Genomic DNA, 20,395 nt, shown 5'->3' with positions numbered 1-20,395 from the left:
AGAGACGAGCAGGACATGAGTGACATTCTGGTCGAGAAATCCGATGGCATCGCCATCGTCACGCTGAACCGGCCAAAGCAGCGCAACGCCGTGACCTATGCGATGTGGTGCGAGCTTGCGGAGCGGTTCCGCGCATTCGACACCGATGCGGATATCCGCGCCATTCTGTTGACGGGTGCTGGCGCCGACTTTTCGGCAGGCGCCGACATCAGCGAATTCGATGCGGTGAGGGGCGGTGCCGAGGAAAGCGCTCGTTACGAGGTCGCCGTCGACGCGGCGGGTGACGCGATCTACGAGGTTTCCAAGCCCACGATCGCTGTCCTGCGCGGCTATTGCCTCGGAGGTGCCGCGCATCTGGCGATGTCCTGCGATTTCCGGATCGCGGAGGAGAGCGCCGTGTTCGGCATTCCCGCCGCACGCCTGTCGATCGTCTACGGCGTATCGGCGACCAAAAAGCTGTTTTCGCTCGTCGGCGTCACCGAAGCGAAGCGGATACTCTATTCGGCCAAGCGCTTCACCGCCGACGAGGCGCTTGGCAATGGCTTCATCGACGAGTTGGCGGACGATGCGACCGCTGCTGCCCTCGATCGTGCCAATGCCATGGCCGCCAATGCACCCCTCACGATCAGGGGAGCCAAGTTCATCCTCAATGGCTGCGCCCGGGGCAATCTCGATGAGACCGAAGCGGACAGGCTGATCGACGAGGCAAGTTCGAGCCACGACTACGCCGAGGGACGCAAGGCGTTCGGCGAGAAGCGTCCGCCACGGTTCAGGGGCCGCTGAAAGCCGCGCCGAACCAGTCAACACGCGTGCTGCAGAGGCAGCATCCCATTACCAAGGAGACATGCAATGGAAACCAATCTGAACGGCAAGGTGGCGCTGGTCACAGGCGGCGGCAGGGACGTCGGAGGAGATATCGCCCGCGCGCTTGCTGCAGAAGGGGCCACCATCGCGGTGAACTACAGCCGGTCGAAAGATGAGGCCGAAGCGGTCGTCTCTTCCATCGAGGCAAACGGCGGCAAGGCGAAGGCCTACAAGGCGGATATCAGCGACAATGGCCAGGTGAAGGCAATGGTCGCTGCGGTCAAGGCGGATTTCGGCACGGTCGACGTCCTCGTCAACAATGCCGGCTACGTAAAATATCAGCGCTTCGTGGATTCGACACCGGAGGACTGGAAACAACAGGTCGACGTGTGCCTGTATGGCGCGATCAATTGCTGCCACGAGGTGGCGCCGTTGATGATCGCGCAGAATTCCGGCCGCATCATCAATCTCGTCGGAGACAGTTCCCGGATCGGCGAGGCGAACCTCGCGCTGGCGGCGGCGGCACGCGGTGGCACGATCGCTCTCGGAAAGTCGCTTGCCCGCGAATTCGGGCGCAACAACATCACCGTCAATACGGTCTCGCTCGGCCTGATCGAGACATCTCATTCCGACCCGGACTTCCTTGAGAAAAACCGGGAGAAGATCGTCAAGGCTTATCCTCTGCGCCGCATCGGCAAGCCGGACGACGTCGCACCCATGGTAACATTCCTCGCCGCTGGCGCCTCGTCCTGGATTACGGGGCAGGTGATCAGTGTCAATGGCGGCTTTTGCATGGTCTAACAGGAGGATTGGGAGGAGCCAACATGATACACTTCGATCTGATCGCGCCCGTCGGGGAGATACTCCGACGGAATGCGCGCCTGTATCCTGAAAAGATGGCCTTCGAGGACCGGAAGCGGGCAATCACCTATCCGCAGCTCGATGCGGAAACCGAGGCTCTGGCGGCGCACTTTGCCGCTTCGGGGCTTCAGAAGGGGCAGACCGTCGCGATCTTCCTGCCGAACTCGGTCAACTGGGTCGTCGCCTGCCTCGCCGTCGTAAGGGCCGGAGGGATTTCCGTCCCTGTGAGCATCGAATCCACCGAGGCCGAGCTTGCCTATCGCTTGACGGATGCCGAATGCACAGTGCTCGTGAGCGTGCCCGAAAAGCGGCCGATGGTGGACGCCGTCCTGTCGCGGCTCGATCGCTCTGTCATCGTGATCGATGCAGATCCGGCTTCTGGATTCGATTGTCTTGAGCGGCCGCAGTCGCCCGGTTTCGAGGACGATCCGGATGTCGATCGACCCGCCTACATCGTCTACACGTCGGGAACGACCGGGCAGCCCAAGGGCGTACTTCTTTCGACGAGATCCATGCTTTGGGTGACGGCGGCCTGCTGGACGCCGATTGCAGGGATGAACGAAGAGGATGTCGTTCTCAACACGCTTCCGCTCTATCATTCCTACGCGCTGAACATCGCGGTGCTTTCGATCATCGCGACGGGCGCCAGCGAATACATCATGGAGAAATTCTCCACCACGCAGGCGACCGAACTGCTCCGCACGGGGCGGTTCACCTTCATGCCCGGCGTGCCGACGGTCTTCCATTATTTCCTGTCCGCCTGCCAGGCGAGCGGCGAGAAACTGCTGTCGTCGGTCAGGCTCTGCGTGTCCGCCGGCGCGATCCTGCCCGGCACGCTGAACAACGATTTCGAAGAATTCTTCGGCGTCCCCCTGCTCGATGGCTACGGGATTACCGAGACATCCACCATGGTGACCATGAACTGGCCCGGCCGCTGGCGGGTGCCCGGTTCCTGCGGTCTGCCGTTGCCGGGGCTCGCCGTTCGGGTGGTCGATCCGAAAACAGGTTTGGACGTCCCCGCCGGCATGGAGGGCGAGCTGATCTGCAAAGGGCCCAACCTCATGCAAGGGTATCACAACAAGCCGCAGGAAACGCAGAAAGCGGTCGTCGACGGCTGGTATCGCACGGGCGATCTCGCCAAGTCCGATGCGAACGGCTTTTTGACGATTACCGGCCGCCTGAAGGAACTGATCATTCGAGGCGGGCAGAATATCGCGCCGGCCGAGATAGAAGAGACGATCCTGCTCGACCCCTCGGTCATGGACTGCGCCGTGATAGGCATGCCGCATACCATGCTTGGTGAGGTTCCCATCGCATGCGTCGTTCTCAAGGATGCTAGCGCTTTCGATGAGGCCGCGTTGCTGACACACTGCAAGGAGCGCCTGTCGGCCTACAAGGTTCCGGATCGGATTTTCGTCGTCAGCGAAATTCCCCGGACGGGATCCGGCAAGATCCTGCGCGTGAAGCTTCGCGAGAGCCTCCCCGCTGCCTGAGCGGATGATGATATAGGAGAACTGCATGAACCCGTTCATTTTCAACACGACTGCGCAGATAGTCTTCCGGCCGGGTGCGGCTGCCGAGATTGGCGGTATCGTCCGAACGAAGCTCGGGCAGCGCATCCTCTTCGTAACCGACCCTGGCTTGCGGAAACTCGGATTATGCGAACCGGCTCTGGCGTCGCTTGAAGCGTCGGGCATCGAGCCGGTCGTATTCGACGGCGTTGAGGCCGATCCGTCGCTTGCCACCGTCATGGCGGCATCGGATGCGGCAAGGGCGGCTGGTGCGACCGGGATCATCGGTTTCGGTGGCGGCTCCTCGCTCGACGTCGCAAAGGTCGTGGCGCTTCTCTGCGGCTCGGGCGAGGATATCGATGGGGCCTGGGGGGTCGGAAATGCAAAGGGGCCGCGATTGCCTCTGGCGCTCGTCCCGACGACCGCCGGGACAGGGTCCGAGGTGACGTCGGTCTCCATCATTACCGTCGGCGGCGACGAGAAGCGTGGCGTGTCGTCACCGATCATCCTGCCCGATATCGCGATCCTCGACGCGGATCTGACGCTTGGCCTTCCTGCCCATATCACGGCCGCCACGGGCGTCGATGCCATGGTCCACGCGATCGAAGCCTATGCCTCGAAGAGCGCCAACAACAATCCGCTGTCGAAAATGCTGGCGCGTCAGGCCCTCCAGCTTCTCGGTGCGAATATCGAAGCGGCCGTTTTCGACGGCAAGGATCGTGCCGCACGCGGTGCAATGCTGCTTGGATCGATGCTGGCCGGGCAGGCCTTTGCCAATTCTCCGGTTGCCGCGGTGCATGCCCTTGCCTACCCGATCGGCGGCATGTTCCACATCCCGCATGGCCTGTCCAACGCGCTCGTTCTTCCCCATGTCCTGCGGTTCAACGCGCCCGAAGCCGCTTCGGTCTACGCCGAAATCGCGGCCGACCCCTTTCCGGATCTGGCATCGGAGCAGGGGGCTCAGGGTCGTTGCGCGGCGTTCATCGAAAAGCTTGCAGGACTGTCGGCCAGGCTCGGCCTCCAGCGAAGACTCCGCGACGTCGGCATAGGCGAGGAGCATCTGGCGGGAATGGCCCGTGACGCCATGAAACAGACGCGCCTCCTCGTCAACAACCCGCGCGAGGTCGGCGAGGCGGATGCGCTCTCCATCTACAAGGCGGCCTGGTAAATGGCGGAACGTCCAATCCCTTCAAGTCGTTCGGGCTACAAGGTTTTCCGGGAGATCGGCCTGCGCTGGTCGGACAACGACATCTACGGGCACATGAACAATGTAGTGCATTACAGCCTGTTCGACACGGCGGTGAATGCCTATCTCATCGAAAACGAAGTGCTCGACATCAAGAACGGCGCAGAGGTGTTTCTCGTGGTGGAAACGGGTTGCCGCTATTATGCCGAGATGGCCTTTCCCGATCGCGTAACGGCGGGCATCAGGGTGGGAAAGCTCGGCAGTTCCTCGGTTCGCTACGAAATCGGCCTGTTCCGCAATGACGAGGACGCGGCCGCCGCCGAAGGATTTTTCATCCACGTGAACGTCGACCGTCTGTCGCGCCGACCCGTTCCTTTCGGCGACACCGCAAGACGGCTGCTCGAGCCGCTTGCCGCTCAAGCCTGATTCAAAAAGAGAAGGATAGTCCAATGGCAGTTCTCATTCTCAAGGATCCATCGCTCCTGCGCGACCAGTGCTTTATCGGCGGTGAATGGCATCACGCGGATGACGGCCGGGTATTCGACGTCACCAACCCTGCCGACGGTTCCGTGGTCGCGGCGGTTCCGCGCATGGGCGCCGTGGAAACACGGCGGGCGATCGAAAGCGCCGAAAGGGCGCAGTCCGATTGGAAGGCGCTTTCGGCAAAGCAACGCGCCGCCATCCTGCGAAAATGGTTCGATCTGCTGATCGAACACCAGGACGATCTAGCCGCCATCATGACGGCAGAACAGGGCAAGCCACTGGCGGAAGCCAAGGGTGAGATCGCCTATGCGGCCTCCTATATCGAGTGGTTCGGTGAGGAGGCGAAACGGGTCTATGGCGACACGATCCCCGCTCCCACATCCGACAAGCGCATCGTCATCATCAAGCAGCCGATCGGTGTCTGCGCCGCGATCACGCCCTGGAATTTCCCGGCGGCGATGATCACGCGTAAAGCAGGGCCAGCACTTGCGGCCGGCTGCTCCATGATCATCAAACCGGCCAGCCAGACTCCGCTCTCGGCATTGGCGCTTTGCGTTCTTGCAGAACGCGCCGGTGTGCCGAAGGGCGTCCTGTCCTGCGTGACCGGATCGGCCGGCGAGATCGGCGGCGAGTTGACATCCAACCCGATCGTACGAAAGCTGAGCTTCACCGGTTCGACGGAAATCGGCAAGGTGCTGATGGCGCAGTGCGCGGCGACCGTGAAGCGCACGTCGATGGAGCTTGGCGGAAATGCGCCCTTCATCGTCTTCGACGACGCGGACGTCGAGGCCGCGGTCAAGGGTGCGATCGTCTCGAAATATCGCAATGCGGGTCAGACCTGCGTCTGCGCCAACCGCTTCCTCGTCCAGAGCGGCATATATGACGCCTTCGTCAGCCGGCTTTCTGAAGCGGTCTCCCGGTTGACCGTCGGCGACGGATTTGCGCCCGGCGTCCAGATCGGCCCACTGATCGACGATAAGGCCGTTGCGAAAGTCGAGGAGCTTGTTTCGGATGCTCTGGAGCATGGCGGTCGGGTAGTCGCCGGCGGTAAGCGTCACGCGCTGGGCCACAGCTTCTATCAGCCGACGGTGATCGCCGACGTCTCGCCACAATCGCAGATCTTCGGGGAAGAGATCTTCGGGCCGGTCGCTCCGATCTTCCGTTTCGAGACAGAAAGCGAAGCGATCGCGCTTGCCAATGACACCCAATTCGGACTTGCCGCCTACTTCTACGGCCGCGACATTTCCAGGGTCTGGCGGGTCGCCGAGGCGCTTGAATACGGGATCGTCGGTATCAATGAAGGGATGATTTCGACGGAAGTCGCTCCGTTCGGCGGTGTGAAGGAAAGCGGGAACGGTCGCGAAGGCTCGAAATACGGGTTGGATGACTATCTCGAGATCAAATACATGTGCATGGGGATCTGATCATGGCGCGTCTTGTCTTCATTGGCCCGCCCGGCTCCGGAAAGGGCACGCAGGCGGAAAAGCTCGTCAGCGAACGTGGCCTGCGGCATATCTCGACAGGTGATCTCCTACGTCATGCCATCAAGACCGGGACAGCGCTCGGGCTCCAGGCCAAGGCGGCGGTGGATGCCGGCGAACTCGTACCCGACGATGTCGTCATCGGTCTCGTCGAAGAGAGCCTGAGCGATGGTACCGCCGCGGCAGGCTTCATCCTTGACGGGTTTCCGCGTACGGTGGCCCAGGCCGAGGCTCTGGAGACTCTCCTGAACAGAAAGGAGTTGCCCCTCGATCATGTCATCCTTTTCGATATTCCGGTCGATCGCCTGGAACAGCGCATCGCAAAGCGGGCGGAGCAATCGCGCTCCACGGCAAGCCCGATTCGATCGGACGACAACCCGGACGTCCTGAAGCGGAGGGTAGAAGAGTTTTTGACAGCCACTGCCGCGCTCTCTCCTTTCTACGAGAAACGCCGGCTACTCCGACGTATCGACGCAACGAATGGCATTGATGACGTGACGCGCACAGTCCTCCATTTGATAACCACTTAGGCCCAATCTACCTATTGGGATCCGTTGTCAAAAATCGGTAGAGACCGTCGGTGATCAGGGCGTCTCCGGACGAAAAGATAAACGGTCTGCCTTCGTGGCGCGGCACAGTGCGCGGGCGGGCGCCCGGTCGCTTGCTTCGCGCCTTTCGCAGGACGCAAGAAAAGAGATGATCGTATCTCTCTCGACATGCAGGAACTCGTGCAGCGTGTCGGAGGCAACTTCGAATTCCATCGCAGCGGCTTTGATCCGGAAAGCAACCAGGCGACCAGTGCCGCCCTCGACACGCTCTATGGCCTGTTCGATGTGCACCCCCCCGCCAAGCCGGAACATGCATGATGGCAAGTCGCCCATCGTGGCGAAAGATGCCAGCCGGAAGGATTGCCATGACCAGTTGTGGCAGTTGTTTGTTCCGTCATATGGAGCGGCTGAATCCGTGCCGGGCGAGGTCATCCGTATTTCGGCGCGCATTTTCAGGGAGCTTGATGATAACGGCGGCGCAAACTGGGAGGCGGACTTTTTGAAGGATCTGGGCTCCGGCGACCCATGCCGGTACTCGAGCTCAAGGAGGCCGGAACTCTTGTCAGTGAGGTCAAGCGCAGGTATGGCGATACACAGCGGTTAAACGAGCCGGCAGTCGAATGGGTGAGCCTGAACCCAAGCCCAATCGCGCCGCCGCCTTCGTACAGGCGTTGACGTGTGCGACCCTGATCGCCTTTCAGAGATATTGTCATGATGCGCCGCCTCCTCATCACCTGCGCCTTTCTCCTCCTCGCGGAAGCCGCATTGGCCGCCGAAGGCGGATGCGGAACTGAGACGGCTGCAATCATCGCCCAAGCCTATCCAACTGCCGAAAAGACGTCCGAGACGGAATTTGTCGCCGATGGGGCAACGATCTTCGTGCCGGAAGAGGAGAAGGGTTCAGGTGACGGGCGACACCCAGTTGTCTGCCGGATATGGCCATCCTATCCGGAACGATTGCTGGTTGCCATTCCGCTCATCACGCAAGTGTCGGAAACACAGACAACGGGTGACCTTGAACTCCTCGTGCTGGATGCCTCGACCCTCAAGGTGCAACAGCGCCTGCGCCTTAAAGAACGGATCGTCGACGACGCGATTGCGATCAAGTCGATCACGTTTGATACGGCGCGATATCAGCTGGCAGACCGGCAGATCGCGTTTGGTCTGCGGCTGGCCAAGGAAGGAGCGTCACGCGTCAATCCCATTGAGGAGGTGAGCCTGTCGCTCTATACGATCGGCAGCGGGCAGCTGAAGCCGGTACTGGACGGCATCGTTGTGATCAGCGGCAGTGGCGAGTGGGACGGGAGTTGTGCCGGAACCTTTACGCGCACGACGAGGACTCTTGCGATGGGGAAAATTGGCGCCAGCGGCTATGCGGACATCGTGGTGACCGAGAAAACCTCCTCAAGCACCGCCGCGGTCGACAAGAAGGGGGATTGCGGCGAACGGAGCCGCAACGATGTAACCGCACGAACGCGACTTAGCCATGACGGCAAACGCTATCCGGTCCCTGAGGCACTGAGGCCGTTTTAACCCCATCAGGGACCATGGCCCGCAGGACAATGCGGTAGCTTGGTTGAGGCTCGCACTCACGCGCGCGTCGGCAGCAGGCGTTTGCGATCATGTGTATCCGGTTCCATGCTGCGGTGCTGGGAAGCTGACACCACGTGCCGGAGAGCGCCTCCCAATTCGGCCATACGTGATCGCTCGACCTTTTCACGTTTCCCATACTCCATCACCGAGTGACCCTCCGGGCCACATTGTCACTTGACGGGCAAAGGGTGGATCGCAGGGCGCGCGAGACCTATCGGCTCCCTTGGATGAAGTGGGACCGCAAGGCATCCGGATCGCGACCATCCTGGCCTTATCATCGCCAACGCAAGACTCACGACGCGGCGGCGTAGCGACTGCGGCCGGTCTTTTTCGCCTCATAAAGAGCAAGATCGGCTCGCCGCATCAAAGCGTCTGCCGACTTCGCGTCGTGAGGGTACCTTGCCAGACCGATAGAAATTCCGACCTCCAGCACTTGACCGTCAACGACAATCGGATCGGTCATTGCATGCAGCAGGCTTTCAGCTGCGAAGGCAGGATCGCTTTGTCCTGATGAATGCTTGAACAGAACAACAAACTCATCTCCACCAACCCGCGCAAGCAGGTGCCGTTTATCCAGAACAGAACGGAAGCGCTGCGCCACCGCATGGAGAAGAGCATCTCCGATTGCATGCCCATGCGTGTCATTGACTTCCTTGAAACGATCGAGATCGATCCACAGCAGCCCAAACTCCTGATGGGACAGTGCTCCTTTTCGCAGCTCGGCATGTAACAGCCTCCGATTGGGAAGTCCCGTCAACTCGTCATGGTTCGCGAGGTAGTGCCAACGATCACGAGCACGTTTATGCTCGCCAATATCGCGAACTTCCACGAGATGTCGCAACGTGCCTCCGGACAGGATCGGTGTTGTGTTGAGCGCCACGTCCACCCGCACCCCATTGGCCGTCTTTAGTTGTCCTTCAGTCTCGAAAAGGCGAGGTGCATGACGATCGGCGCCTGCCGGGAGGTCAAAAAAGTCGGCAACGGCACGACCTTCGATACTTGACCCTTCACAGCCTACCAACCGCTCGAATGCCGTGTTGGCCGTGATGACTTCATCATCCTGACAAACAAGGATACCGATCTGCGCGGCCTTGAGAATGCATCGCATCTGTTGGGCGTCGACGCTCGCGTCATGAGCACGTCGATCAAACATAACCGTCACCAGACTGAAGATCGCGATCAATGTTGTGACCACGGCAACGGAGAGCCCGAGGAGAAATTCCGACAGGTTCCCATCCGCAACTTGGAGAGACGGGTCTGTCCGAAAAAGGGCGGCACTCATCGCGGTAAAATGCAGTATGCAGATAGCGGCACCGAACAGGGCTCCCGCTGCAAGCCGAGATCCGACGGAAGCACGTCGGCGTCCAGCGAATGTCGCCGCGATCACCAGTGAGCTGCCCGCGCCGAGCGAAAGCGCAACGAGCGGCAAATGCCATTCGAAAGTGCCGGCAAATAACAAAGCCCTCATGCCGATGAAGTGCATGATGCCAATTGCGGCGCTGAGAAGGAGACCGCCCGCGAGAGCGTTGACAAGGCCAGGCGACAGTAACAGGGGCATCGCCGTTGCGGCAAAGGCGATTGCAAAAAAGGCCGACACTGCTGTGAGACCCACATCGTAGCTCACAAAAGCAGCAGGTTGAAAACCCAGCATGGCGATGAAGTGCGTCGACCAGATCCCGCCACCTGCTGCGAGGGCAGCCACCGATGCCCACACGATCTTCATACGTCCCGACCGCGCTCTGGCATGGTCGAGGATGGTAAACAGGGCAAAGCCCGAAGAGAGCGCGACAACAATCGCCAGGATGACAAGCGTCGGATTATGGTCGGTGCTGATGCAATCGAGTACGCGAATGAACATGGGGAACTCCGCTGCGGGCTAAAATCGACTTGCTGAGCGGGAGCCATGTCTCACTCGAGATAAAAGGCATTCACGATCAAGGATTATGGCTGTGCCGTGCAGACACTGTCGATCCAGCGAACGGCCCGGCCCTTAATATTGGTTTAATTTTATAGAGAGGTTTCTATCCACCTGGACGTAAGGGGCTGAAAAATTGAAACGCTGCTGTTCCAAACGGACAAGTGTATTCTGTGGAGAAAGCCGGTCGCCTGCTGGCGTTGGGTGGCTCCTTTTCCGTTTGCGGCAATCCTGTTTCACGGGCGTCCGGGGCGTTCCCACAGCTTTGCTTGATCGGCACAGCGCGTTGTCGTTCTGCAGAGGGAGCAGGGGCCGTTGAATTGTGCACAAACAAGGCGGCACAAGCCGCTGCCGGCGTTTTCGCGCTTTGGCGGGAAGGAAGAGCCCATTGGATCGCCGGTAGCGCGGGATGGCGCTGGCGGCGCTGCCGGAGGGGCGAGCGTGCCCGTAATGCTCGACGCGGAAATCAAGTGGATCGACGCCTCGCCGCCGGAGATTGAGACGATTTGCGGTACGGTTGAAGCGGATGATGGCGGAGGCTTGTGGAGGCAGTCTTTTCCGTGCGTGTCACGTCCGGTTCGAGATGTTGAACCGATGCTCGAAGGTTTTACCCTCGTGGTCTTGACCTAAGGGCGAGATGCATCCTCATTCGCGCCGCTCCTGCCCGTTGAGACTGAGACACGAAGAAGTTCGATGAATTCTTCCGCTCTGACGCTCATAATCTTCGTCTTTCCATCCGTGTGATGGATCTCGATAATCTCCGACGCAATACCCTTCTTTGAGCTGATGCCGTGGATCCGGGCAAAGGGTATGCTCCACTCTGCCGGTCTGCCGGTTTTGATCAAGCCTTTTCTCGCAAAATGAACGGCGCTTAATCGGATGGAGAACTCGCCGCCGACCCATTGACCACCATTCCGGGACAGCATCCATGCCGAAGCCGGCAGCAGGATCCACCTCCAGAGCGGGATTTTGTAGTCGGCCGGCAATGGCGTCAACCATGCCGCAGGGATGGTATATGTCTTTGGTCCAGTCAACGCATCGTCCTCGTCCAGGCACTGAGGCTTGGCGAATAGCCAATTTATCCAGAGCGGCCAAGTGAAAAGCGGAGGGATCCGGGGGCCACCCTGGGCGCGGGTGCCTTCCAACCGATAAAGCGGTTATCCTACCGCATTCAGGCCGGGTTCATGGAATCGACCAAGGGACCGGCGTTGCAGGATCTCTAAGGCGGGTGCCCCGTTGATTGGCGTCCATCGCTGCCAGCCGCTTACTCGGTGGCTGAGACGATGCCCAGCGCCAGGGCATATAGCGGAACAATCCAGAGGAGGGTGGCAAGAAACCCGCAGAACCAGAACCGCCTTGGTATGTCATCGTCCGCCAGCCGGCGTAGCCGGCGTGGCGGCGCGTGGGTCTTCGACCTCCTCCAAAGCAGGCCGGTGAAAAACAACCAGCTTGCAAGCCCGCCAATCAATGTCGTGGCACAGAACAACACCATACCTACACCGATCGCCAATGATGCGAGGAACCCGCTGAATTCGTAGTTCAGGAAAGCGATAACCAAGGCGGCGATCGCCAGGCCGATTGCCAAAAAGGCCCAGTGACCCCGAGCGTCGGCAATGGCCTCTCTCGCTTCAGATGGCACGGCGCGTATCGCAGCCGAAATGTTGGCGTTCAACTCATCCTCCCGATGGTGTCACCGTCCGCCGTTTGCGCGGATCGCTACATTCCAATCGGGATGAGTGGCAAAAGGTTCCGGATGAAGGCCGTCTCCGTCGCCAAGGGAAAAGTGCAGGCGATACGGCCGGCAATGATGAGAAAGGCTGCAATATTTCACGAAGCCGTCTAAACCTGCACTACCACTCTCGCTCCAATCCGGTCGCTGCGACTGCGGCCGCAATACCGAAAACAACGCTGGTTGATCTCTCGCCACGATCTTGGTCAGCGAGCTTGATCGGTAGCGATGCGTATTGGTGGTCGCGTACACATGCATTCAAGACGCTGGATCGTGGGTGCTATCAACGCCCTCCATCAAGCGCATTTACGCGGCCGCGGACCCAGAGGTTTTGAGGCCGAGGATCCGCACCGCGTTATCGTGGAAGATCTTCTGCTTGGTGGCGGCGCTCATCTCGATCTCATCGAGAAGCTTCAGGCAGACAGCCGGATCCCAGCAGGGATAGTCTGTACCGTACATGACGTTGTCGGCGCCGAAATATTCGATCGCGAACTTCTGGCCGGCGGAATGCGGCGAAACCGTGTCGGTGAACATCTGACGCAAATAATGGCTGGCCGGCTTGGTCAGGCCCGCAGTCTTTGAATTCTTGTCCATGCGACCGGATTGATATGGCAGCGCACCGCCCGTATGTGACATGACGATCTTGAGGCCCGGATGACGCTCCATCATGCCGGAGAGGATGAGCCGCGAGGCGGCCGCGCTCACTTCCACCACGCGGCCGAGGCTCAGGTGCAGGGCGTCATTATAGCCCTGCATAACATCGGCGAAAACCGCATCAGTCGGATGCAGGAATATCGGCAGCCCGAGTTCCGCAACTCGCTCATAAAGGGGCTCCAGCCGGACATCGTCGATCATGCCGTCCTTGCCGACGCTGCCCGGTAGATTGATGCCCATCAGACCGAGCCGGTTGACGGCGTCGTCGAGCACTTCGACCGCAACTCGCGTATCGACTAGGGGAATTGCGGCCGAGGCCCAGACACGGCCGGGATAACGCCGCTGCGCCCAGGCCATTTCCTCGTTCCAGGCGAGCGCCGCGTCGCGGCCTTCCTCGACCGGCAGCTCCGAGAAGTAGATTGACAGCGGACCGATGGAGCAGACCACCGAAATGTCATGACCGAGGCTGTCCATATAGGCGAGCTGCTCGTCCAGATCGAACCACTCCTTCCAGCTCGCGACCGTGCCGCGGCGTCCGTTGGCGCCGTGATAGGTATAGCCACCACGCGCGTTCACGACAGCCTTCGGGAAATCTTCGCGCTTCAAAAGCGGTTCGAAGATCGACCGCGGCCACCAGTGGAAATGGGAATCGATGATCTTCACCAGACTTGTCCTCGGATTGTCTTCAGCGGCCGCTATCGACGCGCCAGGAATCGGTCCTTGTTTCCAGGAACGACAGGATCTGGGTCAGCAGCACACCGAGCGCGATCACGATGACGATCGACACCATCATCTTGGTAGTCTGCATCAACTGGCCGTAGTAGGTGATCGCGTAACCGAGACCTGCATTGGCACCGAAGAGTTCGGCAACCACAACACCCGTCAGCGCCCGGCCAACGCCGAGGCGAAGGCCGGCCATCATCACCGGCACGGACCCCGGCAGGGCGACGCGCAGGAAGATATCGAGCGGCCTGGCCCCGAAGGAGCGCGCAGCGCGGGCCAGGTCACGATCGGTATTCTTGATGCCCGACAGCGTGTTGGCATAGATCGGCGTTAGGGCGAAAAGGAAGGCGATCGCGATGATCGTCGGCGTGCCATAGCCGAGCCCAGCAACGAACAGCGGATAGAAGGCGACAGTCGGTGCCGAGTATTTGAACCAGATGAACGGCTCCAGCGCCGATTCCACATCCGCAAACCAGCCGGCCAGCATGCCGAGGATAGTACCGACTAGGGCAGCAAGCCCAAGTGACCAGACGAAACAATAAAGTGTCGCAGCAACGTTGGTGGCGACCGAACCGTCTTCGAACTGAACCTTGAACTCCGCCGCGACCTGGCTCGGCGTCGAAATGAAGAACGGATTGATGAAACCGGTATCGACGGCGATCTGCCAGAAAACCACGATGCCGATCATCGACAAGGTGCCGAGCACGAGCGCCTGGCGGCGATAGAAAAATTCGGCGATCATTTCGACCTCCAGTCGCGGACCTTGTTCTCAACCGATCGGACGATGACGGTCAGTGTGTAGCCGAAAGCGCTGACGATCAGAGCGTAAACGAGCAAGCGGTCGATTCGCATGGCAGAGCCATAAAGATTGAGTTGGTACCCAATGCCTGCCTGTGAGACGAAGAGTTCGCCGACGATGACGCCGAGCACGGCGCGGCCAACGGCGAGCCTCAGGCCGGTGAGCAGCGCCGGTAGCGAACCGGGTACGAGGACGCGCGTGAAGATATCGAACTTGGTCGCACCGAACGAACGCGCCATGCGGAGAAACTTCGGGTCGGCCTCGCTCATGCCGGCCATGGTATTGAGGACGATCGGGAAGACAGCGCCCAGGAAAACGACTGCGATCTTCGGCGCCATGTCGATGCCGAGCCAGATCACCATGATCGGTAGCAGCACCAGCGTCGGGGCGATATAGAGCGCCATCAAAGGCGGATCAATCAGGTGGCGGGCGATCTTCGACGTGCCGAGCAGCACACCGAGCGGAACGGATACCACGATCGCGAGTGCGAAACCGGCAACGAATTCCGTCAGGCTGATGCGGGCGTGATAAAGGAAATCGTCATTCTGGAAGATATCGATTGCTGCGAGGAGAACCTCAGTAGGGCGGCTGGTGAAACGGCCATTCACCCAGCCCATCGTCGGAGCGATCTGCCACAGAACAAGAAATGCAAGCACGGCAAGCGTCCCGATCATCGCAGAGCGCGACGGACGCAGGAAGGAAAGGGACAGCTGTCGGGCCTCCGCCGGTTCGGCGGTTATCTCTGCCGATCTCATGCGACCTCCTGTACCAGCTGCATGCTGGACATGTCTTCGGCCAGATGGGCGCGCAGACGCTTGCGCAATTCGTGAAAGGCGTCGCTGTCGAGGATTGACTCATTGCGCGGGCGCGGCAGATCAACCTTGATCACTTCCTTGATATGACCCGGATTGCGACCCATGACCACGATCTTGTCGGCCAGGAATATCGCTTCGTCGATGTCGTGGGTGACGAACAAAGCCGTCTTCTTCGCGCGCTCCCAGATGCGCAAAAGTTCGGTGCCCATGATCTCGCGAGTCTGAGCATCGAGCGCTCCGAACGGCTCATCCATAAGCAGCACTTCTGGATCGACGGCAAGCGCACGGGCAATATTGACGCGCTGGCGCATGCCGCCGGAAAGCTGGTGGGGATGATAGTCGGAGAAGCGGCCGAGACCGACGAGGCGGATCATCTGCATGGCCCGCTCGTTGAGGTCACCGCCGCTCCAGCGCTGCATTTCGAGCCCGAACTTGACGTTGCCACGGACCGAACGCCAGGGAAGCAGAGAGGCTTCCTGAAACACCACCGCCCGGTCGGGCCCCGGTCCGTCAACCCGCTTGCCATCGATCTCAATCGAACCACGCGTCAGGTCGACAAGCCCCGCGACCGCCATCAGCAGCGTGCTCTTGCCGCAGCCGCTGGAGCCGACGATGGTCACGAATTCGCCCTTCTCGACCGACAAATCGACACTGTCGACGGCAGAGAACACCTCGTTGCTCTTGGGTTTGCGATAATCGATTCCGAGATCGCGGATTTCAATCTGCGCCACTGCTTCCTCCTCCTGGAGCGGGCCTTCGCGCGCTCATAATATTATCATGCAAATGGAAGGCTCACTTCGGCTTCCACTCATTGTAGGTATCGTGGAACGTGCCGACCCAATACTTTTCGACCGGCATGGGTTGCTTATAGGTGCCGTTCATGATGCCGACGTCCCAGAAGGCCTTCATGCCCGCCTCGCTCGCCAGACGGCCGTCTTCGAAGATCTCGTCGATAAAGTCGTCATAACCGCGATTGAGATAGATCTCCTCAAGACCGAGCTTGGCGGCCAGAAGCTTGACAGATTCCTCTTTGTTGGCCTTGGACCACCGGACAGCCTTGGCAAAGCCACGCAGCACGGCTTTGATGGCATTCGGATCGTTCTTGATGAAGTCCTCACGCGCATAAAAGCAGTGGAACGGGAAATCCGGTGCGATTGACTTCTGTTGCAGGATCAGGTTGAAACCACGATCGGCCGCCATGAACTTTTCGGGCGTCGCGAAGATGTTGACTTCGAGTTGACCGGCTTCCATCGCAGCAAGACGCGGCACGGATCCACCGCCCTGGACGATCTGCACTTCGCTCTTCGGATCGATGCCCTTGGTCTTCAACGCATACCGTGTCAGGAAGTCGGTCGATGAACCGAAGGTCGAGACACCGAAACGCTTGCCCTTGGCTTCTTCGAGCGTTTTGATCGACGGCACCGAATACCAGTCGAAGACGGCCATGTTGAAGCCGCCGTAGAAGATCTTCACGCCCTGGCCGGTTTCGACCCCGACAAGCGCTTCCGAGAACGCGCCAACGCCGATATCCACGGCACCGGCGACCATGCCGCGCACCAGATCCGTGCCACCCTTGAAGGCGACGATCTTCACGTTGATACCCTCTTCCTTGAAGAAGCCCTGAGCATCGGCAACATAGATCGGCAACAGCGTCGAAGTATTGAGCGGTAAGCCGATCGTGATGTCCTTCTTCTCGATTGCCTGGGCGCTCGCCGCCTGCCAGGACAGCGCGGCAAGTACCGCCGCTGTCGCCATGGTTTTTAGAAATTTCAACATTCTCTCCTCCTTGTGATGCCGGCACTCCCTGCAGCATCTGCTTTCATGAATTCCAGTGTCCCTTCAGGCCGCCGCGCTCCTCGTGAAAGAGACATCCGTGAACGTCAGCAGGAGGCTGCGGGCCTCCTGAACTACAGCCGTGCCGGCTTCGGCAAGCGTGGCCTGCAGCCTCTGCAATCGCTGCGCTGTCGTAGCGGGAAGGCTTCCGATCTTGCGGTCGAGCATGGGTTGCGCGCCCTCATTGGAAGTCTGCGGCCAGACAGCCTCGCGTGTCTGTCCCTTTTCCGATACGACAATTCGTGCTGGCCAACCGTCGCCCGTGAGCGTGTCATCGGCCGTGATCGTCACGCGCTTGGCCAAGGCCATGGCATCCGCATTGAACGGACGAGCGCGCTCGACATCCACCAGCCGATCGGGCTCGAAAGCGGCAATGCCGAGCAGCAGGCCGAGATGGGCGATGGTCGATAAGCGATCTTCGGTCACGAGCGGCCGGCTGACGACGAGGGTCACGACCGGTGGCAGAAAAACTTCGATAGTGTCGATGGTATTGGGATTGATACCCTTCTCCAGCAGATGACGGAAAGCCTGGATCGCATTGACGCCCTGACGGGCCGAGACGAAGGGTTTCATGCCAACCCCTCTGATCGCCAGCGTGTCAACATGTCCTGGCTCCAGGGCAACGGCTGCCGCCGCCTGTCCTTTCATCCAGCTTGGAGACAGCAGTCCGAGATCGCCCTTGATGCCGGCCTTCGCAGCAAGCGCTGCCCGGATACCCTTCAATGTGGCTTCGCCGATCGCCAGCCAGCGAGCAGACGGCATGCCGGAAGGGCGGCCGTTGCGGCCCGAACTGCCGGCCATGGACAGCACCAGCGCCTGGGCAGCCTGTTCGTCAGAAAGACCAAGCGCGATCGCCGCACTGACCGCCGCCACGGCAGGCGCCGCAAACAGGCCCGGCCAAGTTTCCGGCAGAGCCGAAACGCCACCGACAGCTTCCGAAAGAGCCACACCGACGGCGTGACCGGCGGCAACCGCCCTGACATGGGCCTCATAGTCCTGTGCAAAAATCAGCGACGCCGGCACGGCCATGGCGCCCGGCGTCGCGCAGGAAGGCACATGGATTGCGTCCCATTCCGTAAAACGGATAACCGCCGACGCGCCCGCAGCTGAGGAGATCGCGTCGCCGGCACCGTTTTCGCGATAAAAGGCAAGCAGTGAGGCGCCTTCCTTCGCACCAGCGCCGGCCGCCAGACATGTCAGTGCGTCGACGGAATGGAGGTTGACGAGATCGCCGAGGTTCTGGTCTCGGCCATCGATCGGCTTGAGAATGGAAATGAGATCGCGTGCGTTCATTCAGCCGCCTCCCGTACGGAACTATCGCCAAGTCCGACCGGACGCGACGCGACGATCGTCTCGCCATCGAGGACGAGCGTAACCGTCAGGACACCGTATGGAACCGGTGCGGCAAGCGGTGTTTCGGCATCGGCAACGACCTTCAGTGGCCGGGTGCCGTGCGGCGCTTCGAGATGCCAGTCGATCAGTTCGGCGCCATCCGGTAAACTGAAATCCGAAATCGAGCCGTTGGCTGGAAAGGCGGGAGAAGCCCGGTCCAGCTCCGCGCTCACGGAGGCAAGGCGCGCGGCGATTTTGGAAACCGCTGAGAAGGTTTCGATCCGGCGGGCCCAGACGCCGTTATAGGCAATCGATAGGCGCACCGCGAAGGTGCGGCCGAGTTCTTGCTTGCCGGCGCGGATGAAACGGCGATCCTTGGAAAGGTCAGGCGCCACGGCGACGTAGCATTCCTCGGCGCCAGCAAGGCGCACGGCCCGCTCGACGGCTCCGGTGAAATCGCCGGCATATTTTCCCTTGATGTCACCCGCCTTGAACGCCTCGCGGGCAATATTGTCGGTGCGGCGCGCGAGATCGAGTTCGGCGCGATCCGGCTGGCCGCGAACCGCGGTGAAAAGCTCTGACGCATCGGAAAGCTCGACCGGCAGGACGGACAGTATCTCGTCCACCACGCCGCCGGGCATGCGGTCGAGTTCGACTACTCCGAGACGCGTTGCGCCAACCTTGGCGAGCCGCTCGCCGGCAAGCTTACCGGGCAACGGCGAGTGGGCGACTTCGAAGGTCGGGGCCACGGACTTTACCCATTCCCCCACACGCTTGGACAGGGCGGTGAGGAAAATCGGCTGGCCTTCGCGCAGCACCAGGACAAGGCCATCCGACCAGTAGGGTGTGAAACCGGAAATCCAGGTGACGCCGGCAGAGCGCACATGGTTGGTATAGATCAGCACACCGTCGAGACCAGCAGCGGCGATCGCCTGCTGCAGGCGGACCTGCCGGGCCTTTACGTCGGCGAGGGAGAGTTCTTGCTCGCGCCACAGGATCAGACCGTGTCTCATGCCGTTGCCCTCCGGGCGCCGACCGAGAACAGTTCGCGCGGCGTCCTCGTCAGGATTTCAGGACCATCGGCGCGCACGATCAAAGAGTCCCCGTGCACGAAATAACCGATCTCGGGATTGTAGGTGTTCGGATGCACGATCATCGACATGCCTTCTTCGATCACCGTGTTCACATCTTCGAGAATATGCGGTTTGGTATCCGGGAAGAGGCCAAGTCCGTGGCCGCGCACACGGGTATATTCGCTGGTCACGTATTCGCCCAAACCATGGGCGCGAAAAATGTCGTTCTCTGCCCGGGCAATATCGGCCGCGGTAACGCCCGGTTTCACGACCGCAAGCCCGGCTTCGAGAGCATCGTCGTAGATGCCGAAGACCTTGCGCTGCGCCTCATTCGGCTCACCGATGACGAGCGTGCGGCAGATCTGGACGTAATAGCCGTTGACGCAAGGGGTAAGCTCGGTCGTTACCAGATCGCCGGGCTTCAGGATCTTTCCGAGTGGCGGGGCCATGCCGCGCACTTCCGGACCACCGACGCCGATGATCATGAAATTGTCGTCGACGCCTTCGTTGCGGAAGAAGGATTCGATCTCGGCGATCAGCTCGAAATCCTTTTTGCCGACAGCGGCGGCACCGCGGAAGACCGCATAACCTTCGTCTGCCAGACGGGCGGCGCTGCGCACTGCATTCAGCTCATCGGCAGATTTCACCATCAGCAGGCGATCGACCAGCGCAGTCGCGTCCTCGAAGCGAAGATCACCTCGCTGGGCGGCAAGCCCATAGGGCAGGTGACGCTTCGGGCCGGCGGCGATGCGGCTATTGCCGAGCCGGGCGATGACACCGGACACCGCGCCGATCAGGTCGTCAGCAACGACGGTCCTGACCTCCGGACACTCGACCGCTGCGCGTTCCCCCTCCAACTCGTCATCGAGATAGAGCGTCACATTGCCGTCACGGGTGACGACAGCCAGACCCTCGCCTTCGAGAATGCCGAAATCGGCTGCATAACGCAGGTAGTCGTTCTGCCAGGCATTGCCGTAGAGCACAAGGCCGTCGAGCCCCGCCTCCAGCATAGCTTCGATCAATCGTTTCTTGCGGATTTCGCCGACCATCCCCAT

At 60.5% G+C, this 20,395-nt stretch carries 20 protein-coding genes; 8 read left to right on the top strand and 12 right to left on the bottom strand.

From position 1 onward, the window contains the following. The first annotated feature begins 15 nt into the window (after positions 1-15). The 7 genes from GQ59_RS15905 to GQ59_RS15875 all read left to right on the top strand — a co-directional run bounded on the left by GQ59_RS15905 (position 16) and on the right by GQ59_RS15875 (position 6,856). Positions 16-783: an enoyl-CoA hydratase-related protein gene (locus tag GQ59_RS15905; RefSeq protein WP_037082862.1), complete on the top strand. Its 768-nt coding sequence runs from the start codon at positions 16-18 to the stop codon at positions 781-783. 66 nt (positions 784-849) lie between these two features. Next, positions 850-1,605 carry an SDR family NAD(P)-dependent oxidoreductase gene (locus tag GQ59_RS15900; protein ID WP_037082859.1) on the top strand — a complete coding sequence of 252 codons (756 nt, stop codon included), beginning with the start codon at positions 850-852 and terminating at the stop codon, positions 1,603-1,605. Positions 1,606-1,628: 23 nt separating this feature from the next. Beyond that, on the top strand, positions 1,629-3,158 hold the full coding sequence (locus tag GQ59_RS15895; protein ID WP_037082856.1) for a class I adenylate-forming enzyme family protein: 1,530 nt from the start codon (positions 1,629-1,631) through the stop codon (positions 3,156-3,158). A 25-nt stretch (positions 3,159-3,183) separates the two neighbouring features. Next, complete coding sequence (locus tag GQ59_RS15890; protein WP_037082855.1) at positions 3,184-4,344, top strand: iron-containing alcohol dehydrogenase; 1,161 nt, start codon at positions 3,184-3,186, stop codon at positions 4,342-4,344. Continuing rightward, a complete protein-coding gene (locus GQ59_RS15885) occupies positions 4,345-4,788 on the top strand; it encodes an acyl-CoA thioesterase (RefSeq protein ID WP_037082853.1) in 444 nt (147 codons plus the stop codon). Between the two features lie 23 nt (positions 4,789-4,811). Then, positions 4,812-6,269, top strand: a complete 1,458-nt coding sequence (gene gabD / locus GQ59_RS15880; protein ID WP_037082852.1) for an NADP-dependent succinate-semialdehyde dehydrogenase — start codon at positions 4,812-4,814, stop codon at positions 6,267-6,269. A gap of 2 nt (positions 6,270-6,271) precedes the next feature. Then, the gene (locus tag GQ59_RS15875) at positions 6,272-6,856 is read left to right on the top strand and encodes an adenylate kinase (protein ID WP_037082850.1); all 585 of its coding nucleotides are present in this window, start codon (positions 6,272-6,274) and stop codon (positions 6,854-6,856) included. Positions 6,857-6,910: 54 nt separating this feature from the next. On the opposite strand, the gene GQ59_RS31910 is transcribed toward GQ59_RS15875, so the two are convergent. Further along, entirely contained in the window at positions 6,911-7,306 is a 396-nt protein-coding gene (locus GQ59_RS31910) for a hypothetical protein (protein WP_152564346.1), read from the bottom strand. Positions 7,307-7,585: 279 nt separating this feature from the next. Between GQ59_RS31910 and GQ59_RS15865 the strand changes: the two genes are divergently transcribed. Continuing rightward, positions 7,586-8,407: a PA3715 family protein gene (locus tag GQ59_RS15865; RefSeq protein ID WP_051903991.1), complete on the top strand. Its 822-nt coding sequence runs from the start codon at positions 7,586-7,588 to the stop codon at positions 8,405-8,407. 352 nt (positions 8,408-8,759) lie between these two features. Here GQ59_RS15865 and GQ59_RS15860 read toward each other — a convergent pair whose 3' ends face one another. The 11 genes from GQ59_RS15860 to GQ59_RS15805 all read right to left on the bottom strand — a co-directional run bounded on the left by GQ59_RS15860 (position 8,760) and on the right by GQ59_RS15805 (position 20,389). Next, positions 8,760-10,325: a sensor domain-containing diguanylate cyclase gene (locus GQ59_RS15860; protein WP_037082848.1), complete on the bottom strand. Its 1,566-nt coding sequence runs from the start codon at positions 10,323-10,325 to the stop codon at positions 8,760-8,762. A 683-nt stretch (positions 10,326-11,008) separates the two neighbouring features. Then, positions 11,009-11,416 (bottom strand): PH domain-containing protein, encoded by a 408-nt coding sequence (locus GQ59_RS15850; RefSeq protein ID WP_152564345.1) that lies wholly within the window; start codon positions 11,414-11,416, stop codon positions 11,009-11,011. 230 nt (positions 11,417-11,646) lie between these two features. Then, the gene (locus tag GQ59_RS15845; protein WP_037082843.1) at positions 11,647-12,054 is read right to left on the bottom strand and encodes a hypothetical protein; all 408 of its coding nucleotides are present in this window, start codon (positions 12,052-12,054) and stop codon (positions 11,647-11,649) included. A 363-nt stretch (positions 12,055-12,417) separates the two neighbouring features. After that, the gene (locus GQ59_RS15840; RefSeq protein WP_037082841.1) at positions 12,418-13,428 is read right to left on the bottom strand and encodes an amidohydrolase family protein; all 1,011 of its coding nucleotides are present in this window, start codon (positions 13,426-13,428) and stop codon (positions 12,418-12,420) included. 22 nt (positions 13,429-13,450) lie between these two features. After that, positions 13,451-14,230, bottom strand: a complete 780-nt coding sequence (locus GQ59_RS30600; RefSeq protein WP_051903990.1) for an ABC transporter permease — start codon at positions 14,228-14,230, stop codon at positions 13,451-13,453. Continuing rightward, entirely contained in the window at positions 14,227-15,042 is an 816-nt protein-coding gene (locus GQ59_RS15830; RefSeq protein ID WP_037082838.1) for an ABC transporter permease, read from the bottom strand. The genes GQ59_RS30600 and GQ59_RS15830 overlap by 4 nt, the downstream gene beginning before the upstream one ends. Next, positions 15,039-15,833 (bottom strand): ABC transporter ATP-binding protein, encoded by a 795-nt coding sequence (locus tag GQ59_RS15825; protein WP_037082835.1) that lies wholly within the window; start codon positions 15,831-15,833, stop codon positions 15,039-15,041. Before GQ59_RS15825 ends, GQ59_RS15830 begins: the two co-directional genes overlap by 4 nt. A 61-nt stretch (positions 15,834-15,894) precedes the next feature. After that, a complete protein-coding gene (locus tag GQ59_RS15820) occupies positions 15,895-16,878 on the bottom strand; it encodes an ABC transporter substrate-binding protein (protein ID WP_084683185.1) in 984 nt (327 codons plus the stop codon). Between the two features lie 63 nt (positions 16,879-16,941). Continuing rightward, the gene (locus GQ59_RS15815) at positions 16,942-18,228 is read right to left on the bottom strand and encodes an MmgE/PrpD family protein (RefSeq protein WP_037082828.1); all 1,287 of its coding nucleotides are present in this window, start codon (positions 18,226-18,228) and stop codon (positions 16,942-16,944) included. Further along, a complete protein-coding gene (locus tag GQ59_RS15810; RefSeq protein ID WP_037082826.1) occupies positions 18,225-19,280 on the bottom strand; it encodes an aminopeptidase P family N-terminal domain-containing protein in 1,056 nt (351 codons plus the stop codon). Before GQ59_RS15810 ends, GQ59_RS15815 begins: the two co-directional genes overlap by 4 nt. After that, entirely contained in the window at positions 19,277-20,389 is a 1,113-nt protein-coding gene (locus tag GQ59_RS15805) for a M24 family metallopeptidase (protein WP_037082823.1), read from the bottom strand. Before GQ59_RS15805 ends, GQ59_RS15810 begins: the two co-directional genes overlap by 4 nt. Between the last annotated feature and the right edge of the window lie 6 nt (positions 20,390-20,395).

The organism is Neorhizobium vignae, assembly GCF_000732195.1.
GTDB classification, from domain to species: Bacteria; Pseudomonadota; Alphaproteobacteria; order Rhizobiales; family Rhizobiaceae; genus Neorhizobium; species Neorhizobium vignae.
The sequence above is the reverse complement of the archived record's forward strand: the minus strand, read 5'-3'. Positions and strand labels throughout refer to the sequence as shown.